Source organism: Bradyrhizobium sp. Pha-3 (assembly GCF_042258615.1).
Taxonomy (GTDB): Bacteria; Pseudomonadota; Alphaproteobacteria; order Rhizobiales; family Xanthobacteraceae; genus Bradyrhizobium.
Map to the genome: position 1 here is coordinate 4,560,751 of NZ_CP170152.1, position 14,152 is coordinate 4,574,902.

Annotated in this window: 15 protein-coding genes; 12 read left to right on the plus strand and 3 right to left on the minus strand. The window is 64.6% G+C overall.

Annotation, left to right across the window (positions count from 1 at the left end):
* Positions 1 to 91: 91 nt before the first annotated feature.
* Positions 92 to 2,095 (minus strand): lytic transglycosylase domain-containing protein, encoded by a 2,004-nt coding sequence (locus ACE10Z_RS21650; protein WP_375789694.1) that lies wholly within the window; start codon positions 2,093 to 2,095, stop codon positions 92 to 94.
* Positions 2,096 to 2,105: 10 nt separating this feature from the next.
* Here ACE10Z_RS21650 and ACE10Z_RS21655 point away from each other — a divergent pair, with 10 nt between their 5' ends.
* From ACE10Z_RS21655 to ACE10Z_RS21675, 5 genes are all read left to right on the plus strand, one after another.
* Positions 2,106 to 2,690 (plus strand): hypothetical protein, encoded by a 585-nt coding sequence (locus ACE10Z_RS21655; RefSeq protein ID WP_375789695.1) that lies wholly within the window; start codon positions 2,106 to 2,108, stop codon positions 2,688 to 2,690.
* A gap of 245 nt (positions 2,691 to 2,935) precedes the next feature.
* Positions 2,936 to 3,826 carry a 4-hydroxy-tetrahydrodipicolinate synthase gene (gene dapA, locus ACE10Z_RS21660; protein ID WP_375789696.1) on the plus strand — a complete coding sequence of 297 codons (891 nt, stop codon included), beginning with the start codon at positions 2,936 to 2,938 and terminating at the stop codon, positions 3,824 to 3,826.
* Positions 3,827 to 3,885: 59 nt separating this feature from the next.
* Positions 3,886 to 4,302: a large conductance mechanosensitive channel protein MscL gene (gene mscL, locus ACE10Z_RS21665; RefSeq protein ID WP_375789890.1), complete on the plus strand. Its 417-nt coding sequence runs from the start codon at positions 3,886 to 3,888 to the stop codon at positions 4,300 to 4,302.
* 1 nt (position 4,303) lies between these two features.
* Complete coding sequence (smpB, locus tag ACE10Z_RS21670; RefSeq protein ID WP_097673428.1) at positions 4,304 to 4,777, plus strand: SsrA-binding protein SmpB; 474 nt, start codon at positions 4,304 to 4,306, stop codon at positions 4,775 to 4,777.
* Between the two features lie 49 nt (positions 4,778 to 4,826).
* Positions 4,827 to 5,423 carry a peroxiredoxin gene (locus ACE10Z_RS21675; RefSeq protein ID WP_176530896.1) on the plus strand — a complete coding sequence of 199 codons (597 nt, stop codon included), beginning with the start codon at positions 4,827 to 4,829 and terminating at the stop codon, positions 5,421 to 5,423.
* Between the two features lie 40 nt (positions 5,424 to 5,463).
* Here the strand turns inward: ACE10Z_RS21675 and ACE10Z_RS21680 are convergent, their stop codons facing one another.
* Together ACE10Z_RS21680 and ACE10Z_RS21685 are read right to left on the minus strand one after the other, a co-directional pair.
* A complete protein-coding gene (locus ACE10Z_RS21680; protein WP_375789697.1) occupies positions 5,464 to 6,123 on the minus strand; it encodes a uracil-DNA glycosylase in 660 nt (219 codons plus the stop codon).
* A complete protein-coding gene (locus tag ACE10Z_RS21685) occupies positions 6,104 to 6,736 on the minus strand; it encodes an NYN domain-containing protein (protein ID WP_016844002.1) in 633 nt (210 codons plus the stop codon). Before ACE10Z_RS21685 ends, ACE10Z_RS21680 begins: the two co-directional genes overlap by 20 nt.
* A 355-nt stretch (positions 6,737 to 7,091) precedes the next feature.
* Here ACE10Z_RS21685 and rpoZ point away from each other — a divergent pair, with 355 nt between their 5' ends.
* The 7 genes from rpoZ to era all read left to right on the plus strand — a co-directional run bounded on the left by rpoZ (position 7,092) and on the right by era (position 14,110).
* Complete coding sequence (gene rpoZ, locus ACE10Z_RS21690; RefSeq protein WP_016844003.1) at positions 7,092 to 7,484, plus strand: DNA-directed RNA polymerase subunit omega; 393 nt, start codon at positions 7,092 to 7,094, stop codon at positions 7,482 to 7,484.
* Positions 7,485 to 7,700: 216 nt separating this feature from the next.
* Positions 7,701 to 9,992 (plus strand): RelA/SpoT family protein, encoded by a 2,292-nt coding sequence (locus ACE10Z_RS21695; protein ID WP_375789698.1) that lies wholly within the window; start codon positions 7,701 to 7,703, stop codon positions 9,990 to 9,992.
* 153 nt (positions 9,993 to 10,145) lie between these two features.
* Positions 10,146 to 10,919 carry a pyridoxine 5'-phosphate synthase gene (locus ACE10Z_RS21700; RefSeq protein ID WP_375789699.1) on the plus strand — a complete coding sequence of 258 codons (774 nt, stop codon included), beginning with the start codon at positions 10,146 to 10,148 and terminating at the stop codon, positions 10,917 to 10,919.
* Positions 10,916 to 11,332, plus strand: coding sequence for a holo-ACP synthase (gene acpS / locus ACE10Z_RS21705; protein WP_375789700.1), 417 nt, complete (start codon positions 10,916 to 10,918; stop codon positions 11,330 to 11,332). The genes ACE10Z_RS21700 and acpS overlap by 4 nt, the downstream gene beginning before the upstream one ends.
* 282 nt (positions 11,333 to 11,614) lie before the next feature.
* Entirely contained in the window at positions 11,615 to 12,376 is a 762-nt protein-coding gene (lepB, locus tag ACE10Z_RS21710; protein ID WP_375789701.1) for a signal peptidase I, read from the plus strand.
* Positions 12,373 to 13,194, plus strand: a complete 822-nt coding sequence (rnc, locus tag ACE10Z_RS21715) for a ribonuclease III (RefSeq protein WP_375789702.1) — start codon at positions 12,373 to 12,375, stop codon at positions 13,192 to 13,194. Before lepB ends, rnc begins: the two co-directional genes overlap by 4 nt.
* The gene (era, locus tag ACE10Z_RS21720) at positions 13,187 to 14,110 is read left to right on the plus strand and encodes a GTPase Era (RefSeq protein WP_375789703.1); all 924 of its coding nucleotides are present in this window, start codon (positions 13,187 to 13,189) and stop codon (positions 14,108 to 14,110) included. Before rnc ends, era begins: the two co-directional genes overlap by 8 nt.
* Positions 14,111 to 14,152 lie beyond the last annotated feature (42 nt).

The following is a 14,152-nucleotide window of genomic DNA, read 5'->3' on the forward strand; positions in this document are numbered from 1 at the left end:
GAAACTCGAGATATAACAATATGTTATGTCGAGATTTGGGCGGAGCCGACAGCCGCCCGTCTCAAGGCTGTTGAAAACCGGCCGCGCCGGCTCATTCCACGCTGGCGCCGCGGCGCAGGTCGGCGTCGATCTGCAATCTGGTGCCGCCGCCGAAGCGGGCGCGGTAGACCTGCAGGTTCTCCATGATCCGCTGGACGTAGTTCCGCGTCTCCGAGAACGGAATCAGCTCGACCCAGTCGACCGCGTCGACCTTGGGATCGCGCGGGTCGCCATAGCGCTCGATCCACTTCCGCACGCTGCCGCGGCCGGCATTGTAGGCGGCGAAGGTCAGGATGTATGAGCCGCGATAGTCCTCGAGCAAGCCGCCGAGCTCGGCCGCGCCGAGCATCGCGTTGTAGACCGGGTCGGTCTTCATCCGGTTGAGGTCGAAGCCGATGCCGGCGCGCTTGCAGACATAGCGTCCGGCGTCCGGCGTCACCTGCATCAACCCGTAGGCCTGGGCCGGCGACACCACCGCCGGATTGAACGCGCTCTCCTGGCGCGCAATCGCATAGACGACGCTCTGCTCGACCTCCGGTCCGACCTGGCGGAACGAGGGAATGCCGTTCACTGGGTAGGCGTAGTGGTCGAACGGCAGTCCGCGATTGAGCGCGGCCTTGCCCATCAGCAGCATGCCACGGGCATCGCCGTGGCGCGCGGTGAGCTCGCCGAGGCCGGCCAGCGCTTCCGGATCGCCATTGTCGCCCATGTCGCCGAAGATCGGGATTGCGAGCTCGCGCGCGTCGATTTCATAGAGCAGCCCGACCGCGCGCACGATTTCCAGCCGGTCGGCGCCGCGGCCGCGCGGCGCGCTGTTCAATTCGATCTGCGGCAGCCCGAGCTTGGCACGCGCGAGCTGGCCGTAATAGCTGGTCGACTGCTCGGCTGCGCGTGCGTAGGCGGCGCGCGCCTCCTGGCCGCGGCCGGCGGCTTCCGCGGCGCGGCCCTGCCAATAGCCGGCGCGCGCCAGCGCGGTCGGGTTGGCACTGCCGACGCCGATCCGCGCGAAGTGCTGGGCGGCGAGGGCGGGATCGTTGAGAAAGCGCAGCGCGATCCAGCCCGAGGTGAATTCCTGCTCGGTCTTGTAGATGTCGCGGGCGGGCAGCGCCGCGTCGCGCGCGATCAGATAGGCGGTGCGAAATTCATTGACGTCGATCATCTTGCGCGCCAGCAGGCGCCGCTCGACCCACCATTCGTCGACGTTGTAGAGCCGCGCGGCGTCCTTCGGCGCGCTCAGCATCAGCTGCGCGGCTTCGCTGAACTTCTCCTCGCGGCGGAGCAGCTGGATCTTGGCGAACAAATAGCCGGTGTCACCGGAGAGCTCGCGCGGCACCTCTTCGAGCAGCGCGCGCAGGTTCGAGCCCTTGCGGTTGGCCGCGATGCGCGCCTTGGCAAGCGCCAGATAGCCGGAGCCGAGACGCCTGGCCGCGCGGATGCCGGCGGCCTCGTTGTCGGTGCCGTAGAGCATGGTGTCCATGCGCGCCTTGTGGTCGCCGGCGGTCAGGAACGAGCCAAACAGGTCGAGCGCGGTGGTTTCGGTGTCCTCGCTCATCGGGTCGTTGCGCCAGGCCTCGCGCACCAGCCGCTCGGCATTGCCGCGGTCACCGCGTCCGATCATCACCTTGGCGAGCGCGAGCCGGCCCTTGGCCGAAACCGGCGATTCATTCTGGAACCAGGCCCACACCGCGGAATCGTCGCGATGGTCGTCCCATAGCGAGGCCTCGATGCGGCGGCGCAGGAAGGTCTGCGAGGGCCAGCTCGGATTAGCGTCAAGGAAGGCGCGGTAGCGCTCGACCGAGGCGCCATTGTCCTCGCTGCGCAGGATCAGCCATTCGGCAAGCTTGCGCGCCACCGGATCGGAGATCGAGGCCTCTGCCTCGGTGGCGTCCGCCGGCCTGCGCTTGCGCAGCAGCTCGACGACGCTTGCAAGCGCCTCCTTGTCGGACTGCGACGTCGACGATGTCGCGGCCACGGCCGCGGGCAGCACCGGCTTGCGTGCGATCGGCGCGGCATGCTGGCGGGTCGCCGGAACCAGCGCGGGGGCGGCGGCGCGCACGGGCACCGGCTTGTTCGGCAGGCTTCCTGTCGCAGCCGGAGAGGCGGGCTTCGACGCGGTGGTCTTTGCCGCAGTGGGCTTCGTCGTAGTGGTCTTGGACGTGCTGCTCTTTGACGCGGCGCTCTTCGAAGCGTCGGTTTTGGGAGGCGCGGCCTTGGCGCTGTCGGTCTTGATCGTGCCGGACTTCGAAGAGGCCGGCTTGGCGGCGTCCGTATTGGCAGCGCTGCTCTTGGCTTCGCTGTTCTTGGCGGCGGCGGCTGGTTTTGAAGCATGCGGCTTCGAGGCGCCGGTCTTGGACGCGCCGGTCTTGGAAGATTCGCTCTTGGAAGCCGCGGTCTTCGAAGTCGCGGTCTTCGAAGTCGCGGTCTTCGGGGCCGCCGTCTTGGAGGCCGTGTCTTGGGCAGCCGGCTTCGCGGCCGGAACATCCTCGGCGGCCCATGCATCGGCCGTGATGGCGGCCAAGCCGACGACGAGCGCGAGGCTCGTCGCCAGCGCCGTCGATCGCAAAGTGCCTGCGCGGGCGGAACGGATCACAGAAGTCCTCCGCGGCCCCGAATCATCTGGTCGTTTGGGCCATGGGTTCTTATTTGATTGAAAACGTAGACAAAATACTAAGAAGCCTGACGGTGCGGCTGTTTGCGCCAGCACAACGGCAAAATCGCGGCTGGAACCGGCTGGGAATAGGTTCGGTACGGCCCTTTCGCCTGTCGGTCAGACCCGATATGAATTGCCTTTCATGGCGTTTCGCATCAACCGGGTGCCGGTTGCACGGACGTGAAGCACGACAATAACAAGGGTCCGTCGACCTAGCCTTTAGCCTGAAGCGTTTGGAGGAAGTCCATGGCAGCCAAGACAAAATTCCGGGGATCATTCACTGCCTTGGTGACGCCCTTCAAAAACGGCTCGGTCGATGAGGCGGCGTTCCGCGGCCTCGTGAACTGGCAGATCGCCGAGGGCACGCACGGCCTGGTGCCGGTCGGCACGACGGGTGAGAGCCCGACGTTGAGCCATGACGAGCACAAGCGCGTGGTCGAGTGGTGCATCGAGGAGGCCAAGGGCCGGGTGCCCGTGATCGCCGGCGCCGGCTCGAATTCGACCAAGGAGGCGATCGAACTCGCCGAGCACGCGGAGAAGGCGGGAGCCAATGCGGTGCTGGTCGTGACGCCGTACTACAACAAGCCGACCCAGGAAGGCATGTACCAGCACTTCAAGGCGATCAACGATGCGATCGGCATTCCGATCATCATCTACAACATCCCGCCGCGCTCGGTGATCGACATGTCCGTGGACACCATGACGCGGCTGTTCGAGCTGAAGAACATCGCCGGCGTCAAGGACGCGACCGCGAGCATGGTGCGGGTGTCGCAGCAGCGCGCCGCGATGGGCGAGGACTTCAATCAACTGTCGGGCGAGGACGCCACCATCATCGGCTACATGGCGCATGGCGGCCATGGCTGCATCTCGGTGACCTCGAATGTCGCGCCGCGGCTGTGCTCGGAGTTCCAGACCGCCTGGCAGAAGGGCGACGTCACCACCGCGCTAAAGATCCACGACAAGCTGATGCCGCTGCACACCAACCTGTTCATCGAGAGCAATCCGGCGCCGGTGAAGTATGCGATGTCGCTGCTCGGCAAGCTGGACGAGAAGCTGCGCCTGCCGATGGTGCCGGTCTCTGAATCGACCCGCCAGGCTGTCCGCAGCGCCATGGTGCATGCAGGCCTAATCAACTGAGCCAGGTCGGTACCACCGTTAACAATGCCGTGCGCAATGTCGAAGAGAAGGGGATGGGCATGCTGAAGGAATTCCGTGAGTTCGCCATGAAGGGCAATGTCGTCGACCTCGCCGTCGGCGTCATTATCGGTGCAGCCTTCGGCGCGATCGTCACCTCGCTGGTCGGCGACATCATCATGCCGATCATCGGCGCGATCACGGGCGGACTCGATTTCTCCAACTATTTCACCGGGCTTTCCAAGGCCGTCACTGCGACCAACCTGGCCGACGCCAAGAAGCAGGGCGCGGTGCTGGCCTGGGGCAACTTCCTGACGCTGACGCTGAACTTCCTGATCATCGCCTTCGTGCTGTTCATGGTCATTCGCGCCATGAACCAGTTCAAGCGCAAGGATGAGGCCAAGCCCGCCGCGCCGCCGAAGCCGTCCGACGAGGTCGTGCTGCTGACGGAAATCCGCGACCTCCTCAAGAAGAGCTAAAGTGGCTGACAAGAACGAACGTCCGATCAAGGTTGTCGCTGAAAACCGAAAGGCCCGCTTCAACTACGCCATCGAGGATACGGTCGAGGCCGGCATTTCGCTGACGGGCACCGAGGTGAAGTCGATCCGCAGCGGCAAGAGCACGATCGCGGAGTCCTATGCGGATTCCAAGGACGGCGAGATCTGGCTGATCAACGCCAATATCCCGGAATATCTGCAGGCCAACCGCTTCAACCACGAGCCGAAGCGGCCGCGAAAACTCCTGCTGCATCGCAAACAGATCAACAAGCTGCTCGGGGCCGTCGACCGCGAGGGCATGACGCTCATTCCGCTGAAGCTGTACTTCAACGAACGCGGCCGTGCCAAACTGCTGCTCGCCGTCGCCAAGGGCAAGAAGCTGCACGACAAGCGCGAGTCCGAGAAGAAGCGCGACTGGGGCCGCGAGAAGGGCCGCCTGATGCGGGCGCGGGGCTAGGGCGTTCCGAGTGCCGTCGCTACGACGACGGCGGATGGAGATTGGTCCGATGAACCAGAGCAGCCTCACCGACGTCGACTGGAGCAAGATCCCGGCACCCACGGACGATGGCGGCGCGGCGCATCTGACCGGAATGACGATCCCGTCGGTCAGGCTGCGCGCCACCGACGACACTTCGGTGGCGCTGTCGGCGCTCGAGGGCCGCACCGTGGTGTTCGCCTATCCGCGAACCGGCGAGCCCGGCAAGATCGGGCTGGTCGACGATTGGGACATGATCCCGGGGGCCCGCGGCTGTACGCCGCAGACCTGCGCCTTCCGCGACCTGTTCGCCGACCTGAAGGCGGCCGGCGCCGCCCAGGTGTTCGGGCTGTCGACGCAGAGCAATGCGTACCAGACCGAGATGGCGTCGCGCCTGCACCTGCCGTTCCCGGTGCTGTCGGACGAAGCGCTGGAGCTGACGCACGCGCTGAGATTGCCGACGATGTCGGTGGCGGGCCTGACGCTGATCAAGCGGCTTGCGCTCATCATCGACGATGCACGCATCACGCACGTGTTCTATCCGGTGTTCCCGCCCGACCGAAATGCCGGCGACGTGCTGGAATGGCTGCAGGCCAATCCGCGGAAAGATGAGAGCGCTTCCAAGTAAAGTGGATACTGGTTCGCGAAGTGGATACCGGGAGAAGGCTCTAGCCAAGCTCCTTGCGCACAGTCGCGAAGACCTTGCGGAACATGTCGGTCGTCAGCACGCCGGTGTTCGTGTTGTAGCGCGAGCAGTGGTAGCTGTCGTAGAGCTTGAATGTGCCTGCGCTATGCACGGCGCCGTGCACAAAGGGCGCGGCAGCCAGACGAACATCCAGCGCCTTCAACGTTGATTCGTGTGCGATTCGGCCGAGCAGCAGGATCGCGCGCAGCTTCGGCATCGTCGCGATGGTGGCGCGGAGGAATTGCCGGCAGGTGTTGATCTCGGCCGGCAGCGGCTTGTTTTGCGGCGGCACGCAGCGCACCGCGTTGCTGATCCGGCAGTCCACCAGCTTCATGCCGTCATCCGGCCGCGCCTGATAGACGCCGCTGGCGAAACCATATTCGAGCAAGGTCGCGTAGAGCAGATCGCCGGCGTAATCGCCGGTGAAGGGACGGCCGGTCCGGTTGGCGCCCTGCATGCCCGGCGCGAGACCGACGATCAACAGCCGCGCATTCGGATCGCCGAACGATTCCACCGGCGAGTTGAACCAGTCCGGGTGGAGCGCGCGAGCCTGCGCGCGAAAGTCAGCCAGCCTGACACAGAGCTGACAGTTGCTGTCGGGGCGCGTGGGTGCGGCGACGAGATTACTCGTCGAAATCGTCATCGGCTCCCCGGGGGGCCATCGTGGTCGCGCGCTGCAGGAATTGCGGCGAGTGGTGACGCGGTTCGCGCGGGGCCGGACGTTCGGACGGATCGCGGCCAAGCTTGGATTGCAGCTCGACGAGGTCGGTGAAGACGTCGGCCTGGCGGCGCAGCTCGTCGGCGATCATCGGCGGCTGGCTCGCAATGGTGGAGATGACGGTGACCCGAACGCCGCGGCGCTGCACGGCTTCGACTAGCGAGCGGAAGTCGCCGTCGCCGGAAAACAGGATCATCTGGTCGATGTGCTCGGCCAGCTCCATGGCATCGACGGCGAGCTCGATGTCCATGTTGCCCTTCACCTTGCGGCGGCCGCTGGCGTCGATGAATTCCTTGGTCGCCTTGGTGACCACGGTGTAGCCGTTGTAGTCGAGCCAATCGATCAGCGGACGGATCGACGAATACTCCTGATCCTCGATGATCGCGGTGTAGTAGAACGCACGGAGCAGGGTGCCGCGACTCTGGAATTCCTTGAGGAGGCGCTTGTAGTCGATGTCGAAGCCCAGCGTCTTTGCGGTTGCATAAAGATTGGCTCCATCGATGAAGAGCGCGATCTTGTTGGAAACAGGTGACGACATCAAAGTGTTCTCGCGTGGTTGTTAGTGTTCTTAGCGCGGCGGTGATCAACCGCGCGCAATTTCCGGCGCTGCTGCCTAAAGTTCTGTGAATCTTTCCCCACGACAGTCACCACCGCAATTATGGTGAGGCAAGGGCAAAAAGCGTAGACTTTTGACATTGAAGAGATTTACTTGTCTGGGACTGCAACTTGGCCATGTCGTCAGACGCTCCGGCCGTTCTGGCCCTGATGCTCCGGGTTATCAGAGCCTGTTGGGAAGGCAAATCACAAATTTTACCTTGCGAAACCGGGGTTAGCCCTATAACTAGCCCTCATAACCAACATGTTCGGTCCCTTTTACCACGGAGCGCCTCGAGATGGCTCGCGTCACCGTCGAAGATTGCATTGATAAGGTCGACAATCGTTTCGACCTCGTCCTGTTGGCCGCGCACCGTGCCCGGATGATCTCGTCGGGATCGCAACTCACGGTTGATCGCGACAACGACAAGAACCCGGTCGTTTCGCTGCGGGAGATCGCCGATTCGACGATCTCGCCGGAGGACCTGAAAGAGGAACTCGTGCACTCCCTGCAGAAGTTCGTCGAGGTCGACGAGCCCGAGCCGGACACTGTGCCGCTGATCGGTTCCGCCGGTGCCAGCGTCGACGCCGACGACACCGAGGTCGCGGTCGAACGCATGACCGAGGAAGAGCTGCTGAAGGGCCTCGAGGGCCTCGCGCCGCCGGAAGAGCAGCCCGAGGAAGACGAGTAGGCTCGTCGTTCGGCTCCGCATCTCGGATCAATTCGCCAAAGGCCCGGACATTGCTCCGGGCCTTTGCTTTTGTTGACAATTTTGCTGTTACGGTGCGTCCTATGCGGGCGCGCGAAATTGAATGGTTCCAAGGCCCGCGCGGGGTGCTGCTTCGTTCGAAAGCGCACTAGATTGAGGAAGAAGGGACGTTCCGGTCCCGCGAGAGGCAGCGAGTTCATGGCGTATCGACGCCGCAGTTCCATCCAGATGCAGGCTGCAACCGAAACGGTCGCGGTCGCGCCGGCGTCGGCCACGGCGGAGAGGCCGGCCAAGTCGCGGACCCGAATGATGCGACAATATGACCTTGTCGAGCGCGTCCGGTCCTATAACCCCGACACCAACGAAGACCTGCTCAACCGCGCCTACGTCTACGCCATGAAGGCGCACGGCACGCAGACGCGTGCCTCCGGCGATCCATATTTTTCGCATCCGCTCGAGGTCGCCGCGATCCTCACCAACCTCAAGCTCGACGACGCCACGATCGTGGCGGCGCTGCTGCACGACACGATCGAGGACACGGAGGCGACGCGGGCCGAGATCGACAATGTGTTCGGCCATGAGATCGGCGCGCTGGTCGAGGGCCTGACCAAGCTGAAGCGGCTGGAGCTGGTGTCGCGCGAGGCCAAGCAGGCCGAGAATTTGCGCAAGCTGCTGCTGGCGATCGCCGACGACGTCCGCGTGCTGCTGATCAAGCTCGCCGACCGCCTGCACAACATGCGCACGCTGGAATTCGTGCCGCCGGCCTCGCGCCGCCGCATCGCCGAGGAGACGCTGGATATCTATGCGCCGCTGGCCGGCCGCATGGGTATGCAGGAGATGCGCGAGGAGCTGGAGGACCTGTCGTTCTTCGTGCTCGATCCCGAGGCCTATGCGGTGGTCAAGCAGCGGCTCGATTCACTGGCCGAGCGCAACCGCAACCTGATCGGCGAGATCGAAACCCAGCTCTCCAAGAACCTGCAGAAGAACGGCATCACCGCGCGGGTGTTCGGCCGCCGCAAGCGGCCGTTTTCGATCTGGACCAAGATGGAGCGCAAGTCGGTCGGCTTCGAGCAGCTGTCCGATATCTACGGCTTCCGCGTCATCCTCGACGATGTCGGCGCCTGCTATCGCGCGCTCGGCATTGTCCACACCACCTGGCCGGTCGTGCCGGGCCGTTTCAAGGACTACATCTCGACGCCGAAGCAGAACGATTACCGGTCGATCCACACCACCGTGATCGGACCGGGCAAGCAGCGCGTCGAGCTGCAGATCCGTACCGAGGAGATGAACCAGATCGCCGAGTTCGGCATCGCCGCGCATGCCTTCTACAAGGAAGGGGCGGGCTCGCCGCATGAACGGCTGAAGCACGAGTCCAACGCCTTCGCCTGGCTGCGCCACACCATCGGCATCCTTTCGGAGAGCTCCAATCCCGAGGAATTCCTCGAGCACACCAAGCTCGAGCTGTTCCACGACCAGGTGTTCTGTTTCACGCCGAAGGGCAAGCTGATCGCGCTGCCGCGCAACGCCAACGTGATCGATTTCGCCTATGCCGTGCACACCGGTGTCGGCAACAGCGCGGTCGGCTGCAAGATCAACGGCAAGTTCGCGCCGCTGTCCTCCGAGCTGCAGAACGGCGACGAGGTCGAGGTACTGACCTCGAAGGCGCAGTCGGCGCCGCCATCGGCCTGGGAAGCGCTGGCCCGGACCGGCAAGGCGCGCGCCGCGATCCGGCGTGCCACCCGCGATGCGGTGCGCGACCAGTATGCCGGCCTCGGCCGCCGCATCGTCGACCGCCTGTTTGCCCGCGCCAAGATCGAATATGCCGACGACAAGCTGAAGGGCGCGTTGCCGCGGCTTGCACGCACCTCGATCGAGGAGGTGATGGCGTCGGTCGGCCGCGGCGAGATCAAGGCCTCCGACGTCGCGCGCGCGATGTATCCCGACTACAAGGAAGAGCGGCTGGTGCGCTATGGCGCCAGGAAGGGGATCGCCGCCAAGCTGAAGACGCAGACCCCGCCGCATCCGGCGCGCGCCACCTCGGTGATCCCGGTGCGCGGCATCAATTCCGACCTGCCGGTGAAGTTCGCGCCCAACGGCGGCGCCGTGCCCGGCGATCGGATCGTCGGCATCGTGACCGCGGGCGAGGGGATCACGATCTATCCGATCCAGTCGCCGGCGCTGAAGGATTTCGAGGAGGAGCCGGAGCGCTGGCTCGACGTGCGCTGGGACATCGACGAGACCATGCCGCAGCGTTTCCCCGCGCGCATCCTGGTCCACAATGTCAACGAGCCGGGCAGCCTCGCCCAGATCGCGACCGTGATCGCCGAGCACGACGGCAATATCGACAACATCCACATGTCGCGCCAATCGCCTGACTTCACGGAGCTGACCATCGATCTTGAGGTCTATGACCTCAAGCATCTCAGCGCTATCATCGCGCAGTTGCGCGCCAAGGCGGTCGTTGCACGGGTCGAGCGCGTCAATGGGTAAAGATGCATGTGCGGGCCATAGGCGAGCGGAAGCGAAGCCGTCCTTCGAACGGCGAGCGGAAGCGAAGCCGTCCTTCGAACGGCGAGCGGAAGCGACGCCGTCCTTCGGGCGGCTATGCCCGCGCATGACAGGCTAGAATTGCAGGTTAGAGACATGTCGAAGGCTCCTCCACTCCGTCTCGGTATTAACGTCGATCACGTCGCGACCCTGCGCAATGCGCGGAGCGGCGCGCGGCCCGATCCGGTGCGGCTGGCGCTTGCCGCGATCGCGGCCGGCGCCGACGGCATCACCGCGCATCTGCGTGAGGATCGCCGGCACATCCGCGACGAGGACATGGCGCGGCTCAAGGCCGAGATATCCAAGCCGCTGAATTTCGAGATGGCGGCGACCGACGACATGCTGCGGATTTCGCTCGCCACCAAGCCGCATGCGGTTTGCCTGGTGCCGGAACGGCGCCAGGAGCTCACCACCGAAGGCGGCCTCGACGTGGTCGGCCAGCACAATGCGCTGGCGCCGTTCATCGCGCGGCTCAATGATGCCGGCATCCGGGTCTCGCTGTTCATCGCCGCCGATCCCAGGCAGATCGAGATGGCCGCGCAGCTGAAGGCGCCCGTGATCGAGATCCACACCGGCGGCTGGTGCGACGCCGTGGTCGACGGCCACAACGACAAGGCGGAGGCCGAGTGGAAGCGCATCGTCGCCGGCGCCAAGCTCGCGCAGGCGGCCGGGCTCGAGGTCCATGCCGGCCACGGGCTCGATTACGAGACCGCGGAGACGATCTCCGCGCTGCCCGAAATCCGCGAGCTCAACATCGGCTATTTCATGATGGGCGAGGCGCTGTTCGTCGGCATCGCCGCCACGGTACGCGAGATGCGTGCGGCAATGGACCGCGGCCGTGCCAGGGCGCAAGGTGCCGTCAGCGCATGATCATCGGCATTGGCTCCGACCTGATCGATATCACCCGGATTGCGAAAGTGATCGAGCGCCACGGCGAGCGATTCCTCGATCGGATCTTCACCGACGCCGAGCGCGCCAAGGCGATGCGCCGTGCCAACAGCGAGAAGATGGTGGTCGCAACCTACGCCAAGCGGTTCGCCGCGAAGGAGGCCTGCTCCAAGGCGCTCGGCACCGGTATCCGGCGCGGGGTGTGGTGGAAGGACATGGGGGTGGTGAACCTGCCCGGAGGACGGCCCTCGATGCGGCTGACCGGCGGGGCGCTGGTCCGGCTGCAGGAGCTGACGCCCGAGGGCATGCAGGCGCAGATCGACCTTTCGATCACGGACGATTGGCCGCTGGCGCAAGCCTTCGTCATAATTTCGGCGGTTGCTGCCGCCAGATGAGCGCGCGGCGCCGGAATTTGCCAGAAATCTTCAGCAAACTAAAAAATCATTGACATTTCAATGAATTGCGAAGTTTTGAGGCGGCGATTGATTGCGCCCCTGCAAACAACCGTCTAAAACGCCGCAGGGTATCGAGCGAGACGCGGATTCCAGGTTCCGGCCGGAATTTGCCCTCAAGATCAGAATCAAGGCCATTTTCCTCACGCGGGGGTCGAACGCTTCGCGTGGAGAGAACGTTCTGCCACCGCGTGGGCATCAGGGCCCGCGGGAATTGGGAAAGCAATGAGCGCGACCACCGGGACCAAATCTGAGAGCGGCTTGGGCGAGACCATCCGCGTCGTCATCCATGCCCTTCTGATCGCGCTCGTCATCCGCACCTTCCTGTTCCAGCCGTTCAACATCCCCTCGGGGTCGATGAAGGCGACGCTGCTGGTCGGCGACTACCTGTTCGTCTCGAAATATTCCTACGGCTATAGCCACTATTCGATTCCGTTCTCGCCGAACATTTTCTCGGGGCGCATCTTCGGCTCGGAGCCGAACCGCGGCGACATCGTGGTGTTCCGCCTGCCGCGGGATGACTCCACCGACTACATCAAGCGCGTCATCGGACTGCCGGGCGACCGCATCGAGGTCCGCAACGGGCTGCTCTACATCAATGATGAGCCGATCAAGCGCGAACGACTGAGCGATTTCGTCGGCGAGGATCCCTGCGGCTCGGCCGATGCCACCGCCCGGGTCAAGCGCTGGAAGGAAACGCTGCCGAACGGCGTCAGCTATGAGGCGCTCGACTGCACCGACAACAGCTACATGGACAACACCATCGTCTACACCGTTCCGCCCGGGCATTTCTTCATGATGGGCGACAACCGCGACAACTCCACCGACAGCCGCTTCCTGTCGCAGGTCGGCTACGTGCCGTTCGAGAACATCATCGGGCGGGCCCAGATGATCTTCTTCTCGATCGCCGAGGGCGAGCAGGCCTGGATGATCTGGCGCTGGCCGTTCGCAGTGCGGTGGAACCGCCTATTCTCCATCGTGCGATGAACGACGATACCGCAGCCATCAACGATCAAGCGCCGACCGGCGAGCCGAGCCAGCCGCCAGCCGCCGAAAGCACGGCTGCGCCGAAGAAGCGGCGCAGCAAGGCCGCCAAGGCGGCCGAAGAGAAGGCCGCGATCGCCGGCACCGAGGCGCGTATCGGGTATACGTTCTCGGATGCCGCGCTGCTGACCACCGCGTTCACCCACGTCTCCGCGCTGAAGCCCGCCACCCGCAACCGCGCCGACAGCTACCAGCGGCTGGAATTCCTCGGCGACCACGTGCTCGGGCTGATCGTGTCCGACATGCTGTTCCGGGCGTTCCCGAAGGCCGACGAGGGCGAATTGTCGAAGCGGCTCGCCGATCTCGTGCGCAAGGAAAGCTGCGCCGACGTCGCCAAGTCGCTCGGGCTGCTCGAGGACATCAAGCTCGGCATGGTGAAGGCGGTCGAGGGCGCGCGGCTGCGCAAATCCGTGCTCGGCGATATCTGCGAAGCGGTGATCGGGGCGATCTTTCTCGACGGCGGCTACGAGGCCGCGCGCCAGTTCGTCGAGCGCAACTGGACCGAGCGGATGCACAAGCTGCGCCGGCCGCTGCGCGATCCCAAGACCGTGTTGCAGGAATGGGCCCAAGGCAAGGGATTGCCGACGCCGGTCTATCGCGAGGTCGAACGCACCGGCCCGCACCACGATCCACAATTCCGCGTTGCGGTCGACCTGCCGGGCCTGGCCTCCGCCGAGGGCCTCGGCGGCAACAAGCGCGCGGCCGAGAAAGCAGCAGCATCCGCGATGATCGAGCGTGAAGGCGTCGGTACCAATGACTGACGAACCCAAAGGGCAGGGGGAAGCGACGCGCTGTGGCTTCGTCGCGCTGATCGGTGCGCCCAATGTCGGCAAGTCGACGCTGGTCAACGCGCTGGTGGGCTCCAAGGTCACCATCGTTTCGCGCAAGGTGCAGACCACGCGCGCGCTGATCCGCGGCATCGTGATCGAGGACAACGCGCAGATCATCCTGGTCGACACGCCCGGCATCTTCGCGCCGCGACGCCGGCTCGACCGCGCCATGGTGTCGACCGCCTGGAGCGGCGCCCACGACGCCGATCTCGTCTGTGTGCTGCTCGATGCGAAGTCGGGCATCGACGAGGAGGCCAACGCGATCCTGGCCAAGCTCGAGACCGTCGCGCATCCGAAGATCCTGGTGCTGAACAAGGTCGACCTCGTGCAGCGCGAGAAACTGCTGGCGCTGGCGCAGGCCGCCAACGAGCGGATGCGCTTCGAGCACACGTTCATGATCTCGGCGCTGTCGGGCGACGGCGTTGCCGACCTGCGCGAGACGCTGGCCAAGCTGGTGCCGACGGGACCGTTCCTCTATCCCGAGGACCAGATGTCGGATGCGCCGATGCGGCATCTGGCAGCCGAGATCACGCGCGAGAAGATCTACAGCCATCTGCATCAGGAATTGCCGTACCAGTCGACGGTCGAGACCGACAGCTGGACCGACCGCAAGGACAAGTCGATCCGCATCGAGCAGACGATCTTTGTCGAGCGCGAGAGCCAGCGCAAGATCGTGCTCGGCAAGGGCGGCGCCACCATCAAGTCGATCGGCGCGCAGGCGCGTGCCGAGATCGCCGAGATCATGGGCGTTCCCGTGCACCTGTTCCTGTTCGTCAAGGTGCGCGAGAACTGGGGCGACGATCCCGATCGCTACAAGGAAATGGGACTGGACTTCCCCAAGGAATGAGCCGGCGCCTGAATGTGCCCAGAGCAATGAGCGTGCCCAAAG

What these genes read in the sequence shown, in the direction of transcription:
- era (WP_375789703.1), top strand. Translation starts at nt 13,187, where the DNA reads ATGACTGACGAACCCAAAGGGCAGGGGGAAGCGACGCGCTGTGGCTTC.
- lepB (WP_375789701.1), top strand. Translation starts at nt 11,615, where the DNA reads ATGAGCGCGACCACCGGGACCAAATCTGAGAGCGGCTTGGGCGAGACC.
- rnc (WP_375789702.1), top strand. Translation starts at nt 12,373, where the DNA reads ATGAACGACGATACCGCAGCCATCAACGATCAAGCGCCGACCGGCGAG.
- dapA (WP_375789696.1), top strand. Translation starts at nt 2,936, where the DNA reads ATGGCAGCCAAGACAAAATTCCGGGGATCATTCACTGCCTTGGTGACG.
- ACE10Z_RS21685 (WP_016844002.1), bottom strand. Translation starts at nt 6,736, where the DNA reads ATGTCGTCACCTGTTTCCAACAAGATCGCGCTCTTCATCGATGGAGCC.
- ACE10Z_RS21680 (WP_375789697.1), bottom strand. Translation starts at nt 6,123, where the DNA reads ATGACGATTTCGACGAGTAATCTCGTCGCCGCACCCACGCGCCCCGAC.
- ACE10Z_RS21700 (WP_375789699.1), top strand. Translation starts at nt 10,146, where the DNA reads ATGTCGAAGGCTCCTCCACTCCGTCTCGGTATTAACGTCGATCACGTC.
- rpoZ (WP_016844003.1), top strand. Translation starts at nt 7,092, where the DNA reads ATGGCTCGCGTCACCGTCGAAGATTGCATTGATAAGGTCGACAATCGT.
- acpS (WP_375789700.1), top strand. Translation starts at nt 10,916, where the DNA reads ATGATCATCGGCATTGGCTCCGACCTGATCGATATCACCCGGATTGCG.
- ACE10Z_RS21695 (WP_375789698.1), top strand. Translation starts at nt 7,701, where the DNA reads ATGGCGTATCGACGCCGCAGTTCCATCCAGATGCAGGCTGCAACCGAA.
- mscL (WP_375789890.1), top strand. Translation starts at nt 3,886, where the DNA reads ATGCTGAAGGAATTCCGTGAGTTCGCCATGAAGGGCAATGTCGTCGAC.
- ACE10Z_RS21675 (WP_176530896.1), top strand. Translation starts at nt 4,827, where the DNA reads ATGAACCAGAGCAGCCTCACCGACGTCGACTGGAGCAAGATCCCGGCA.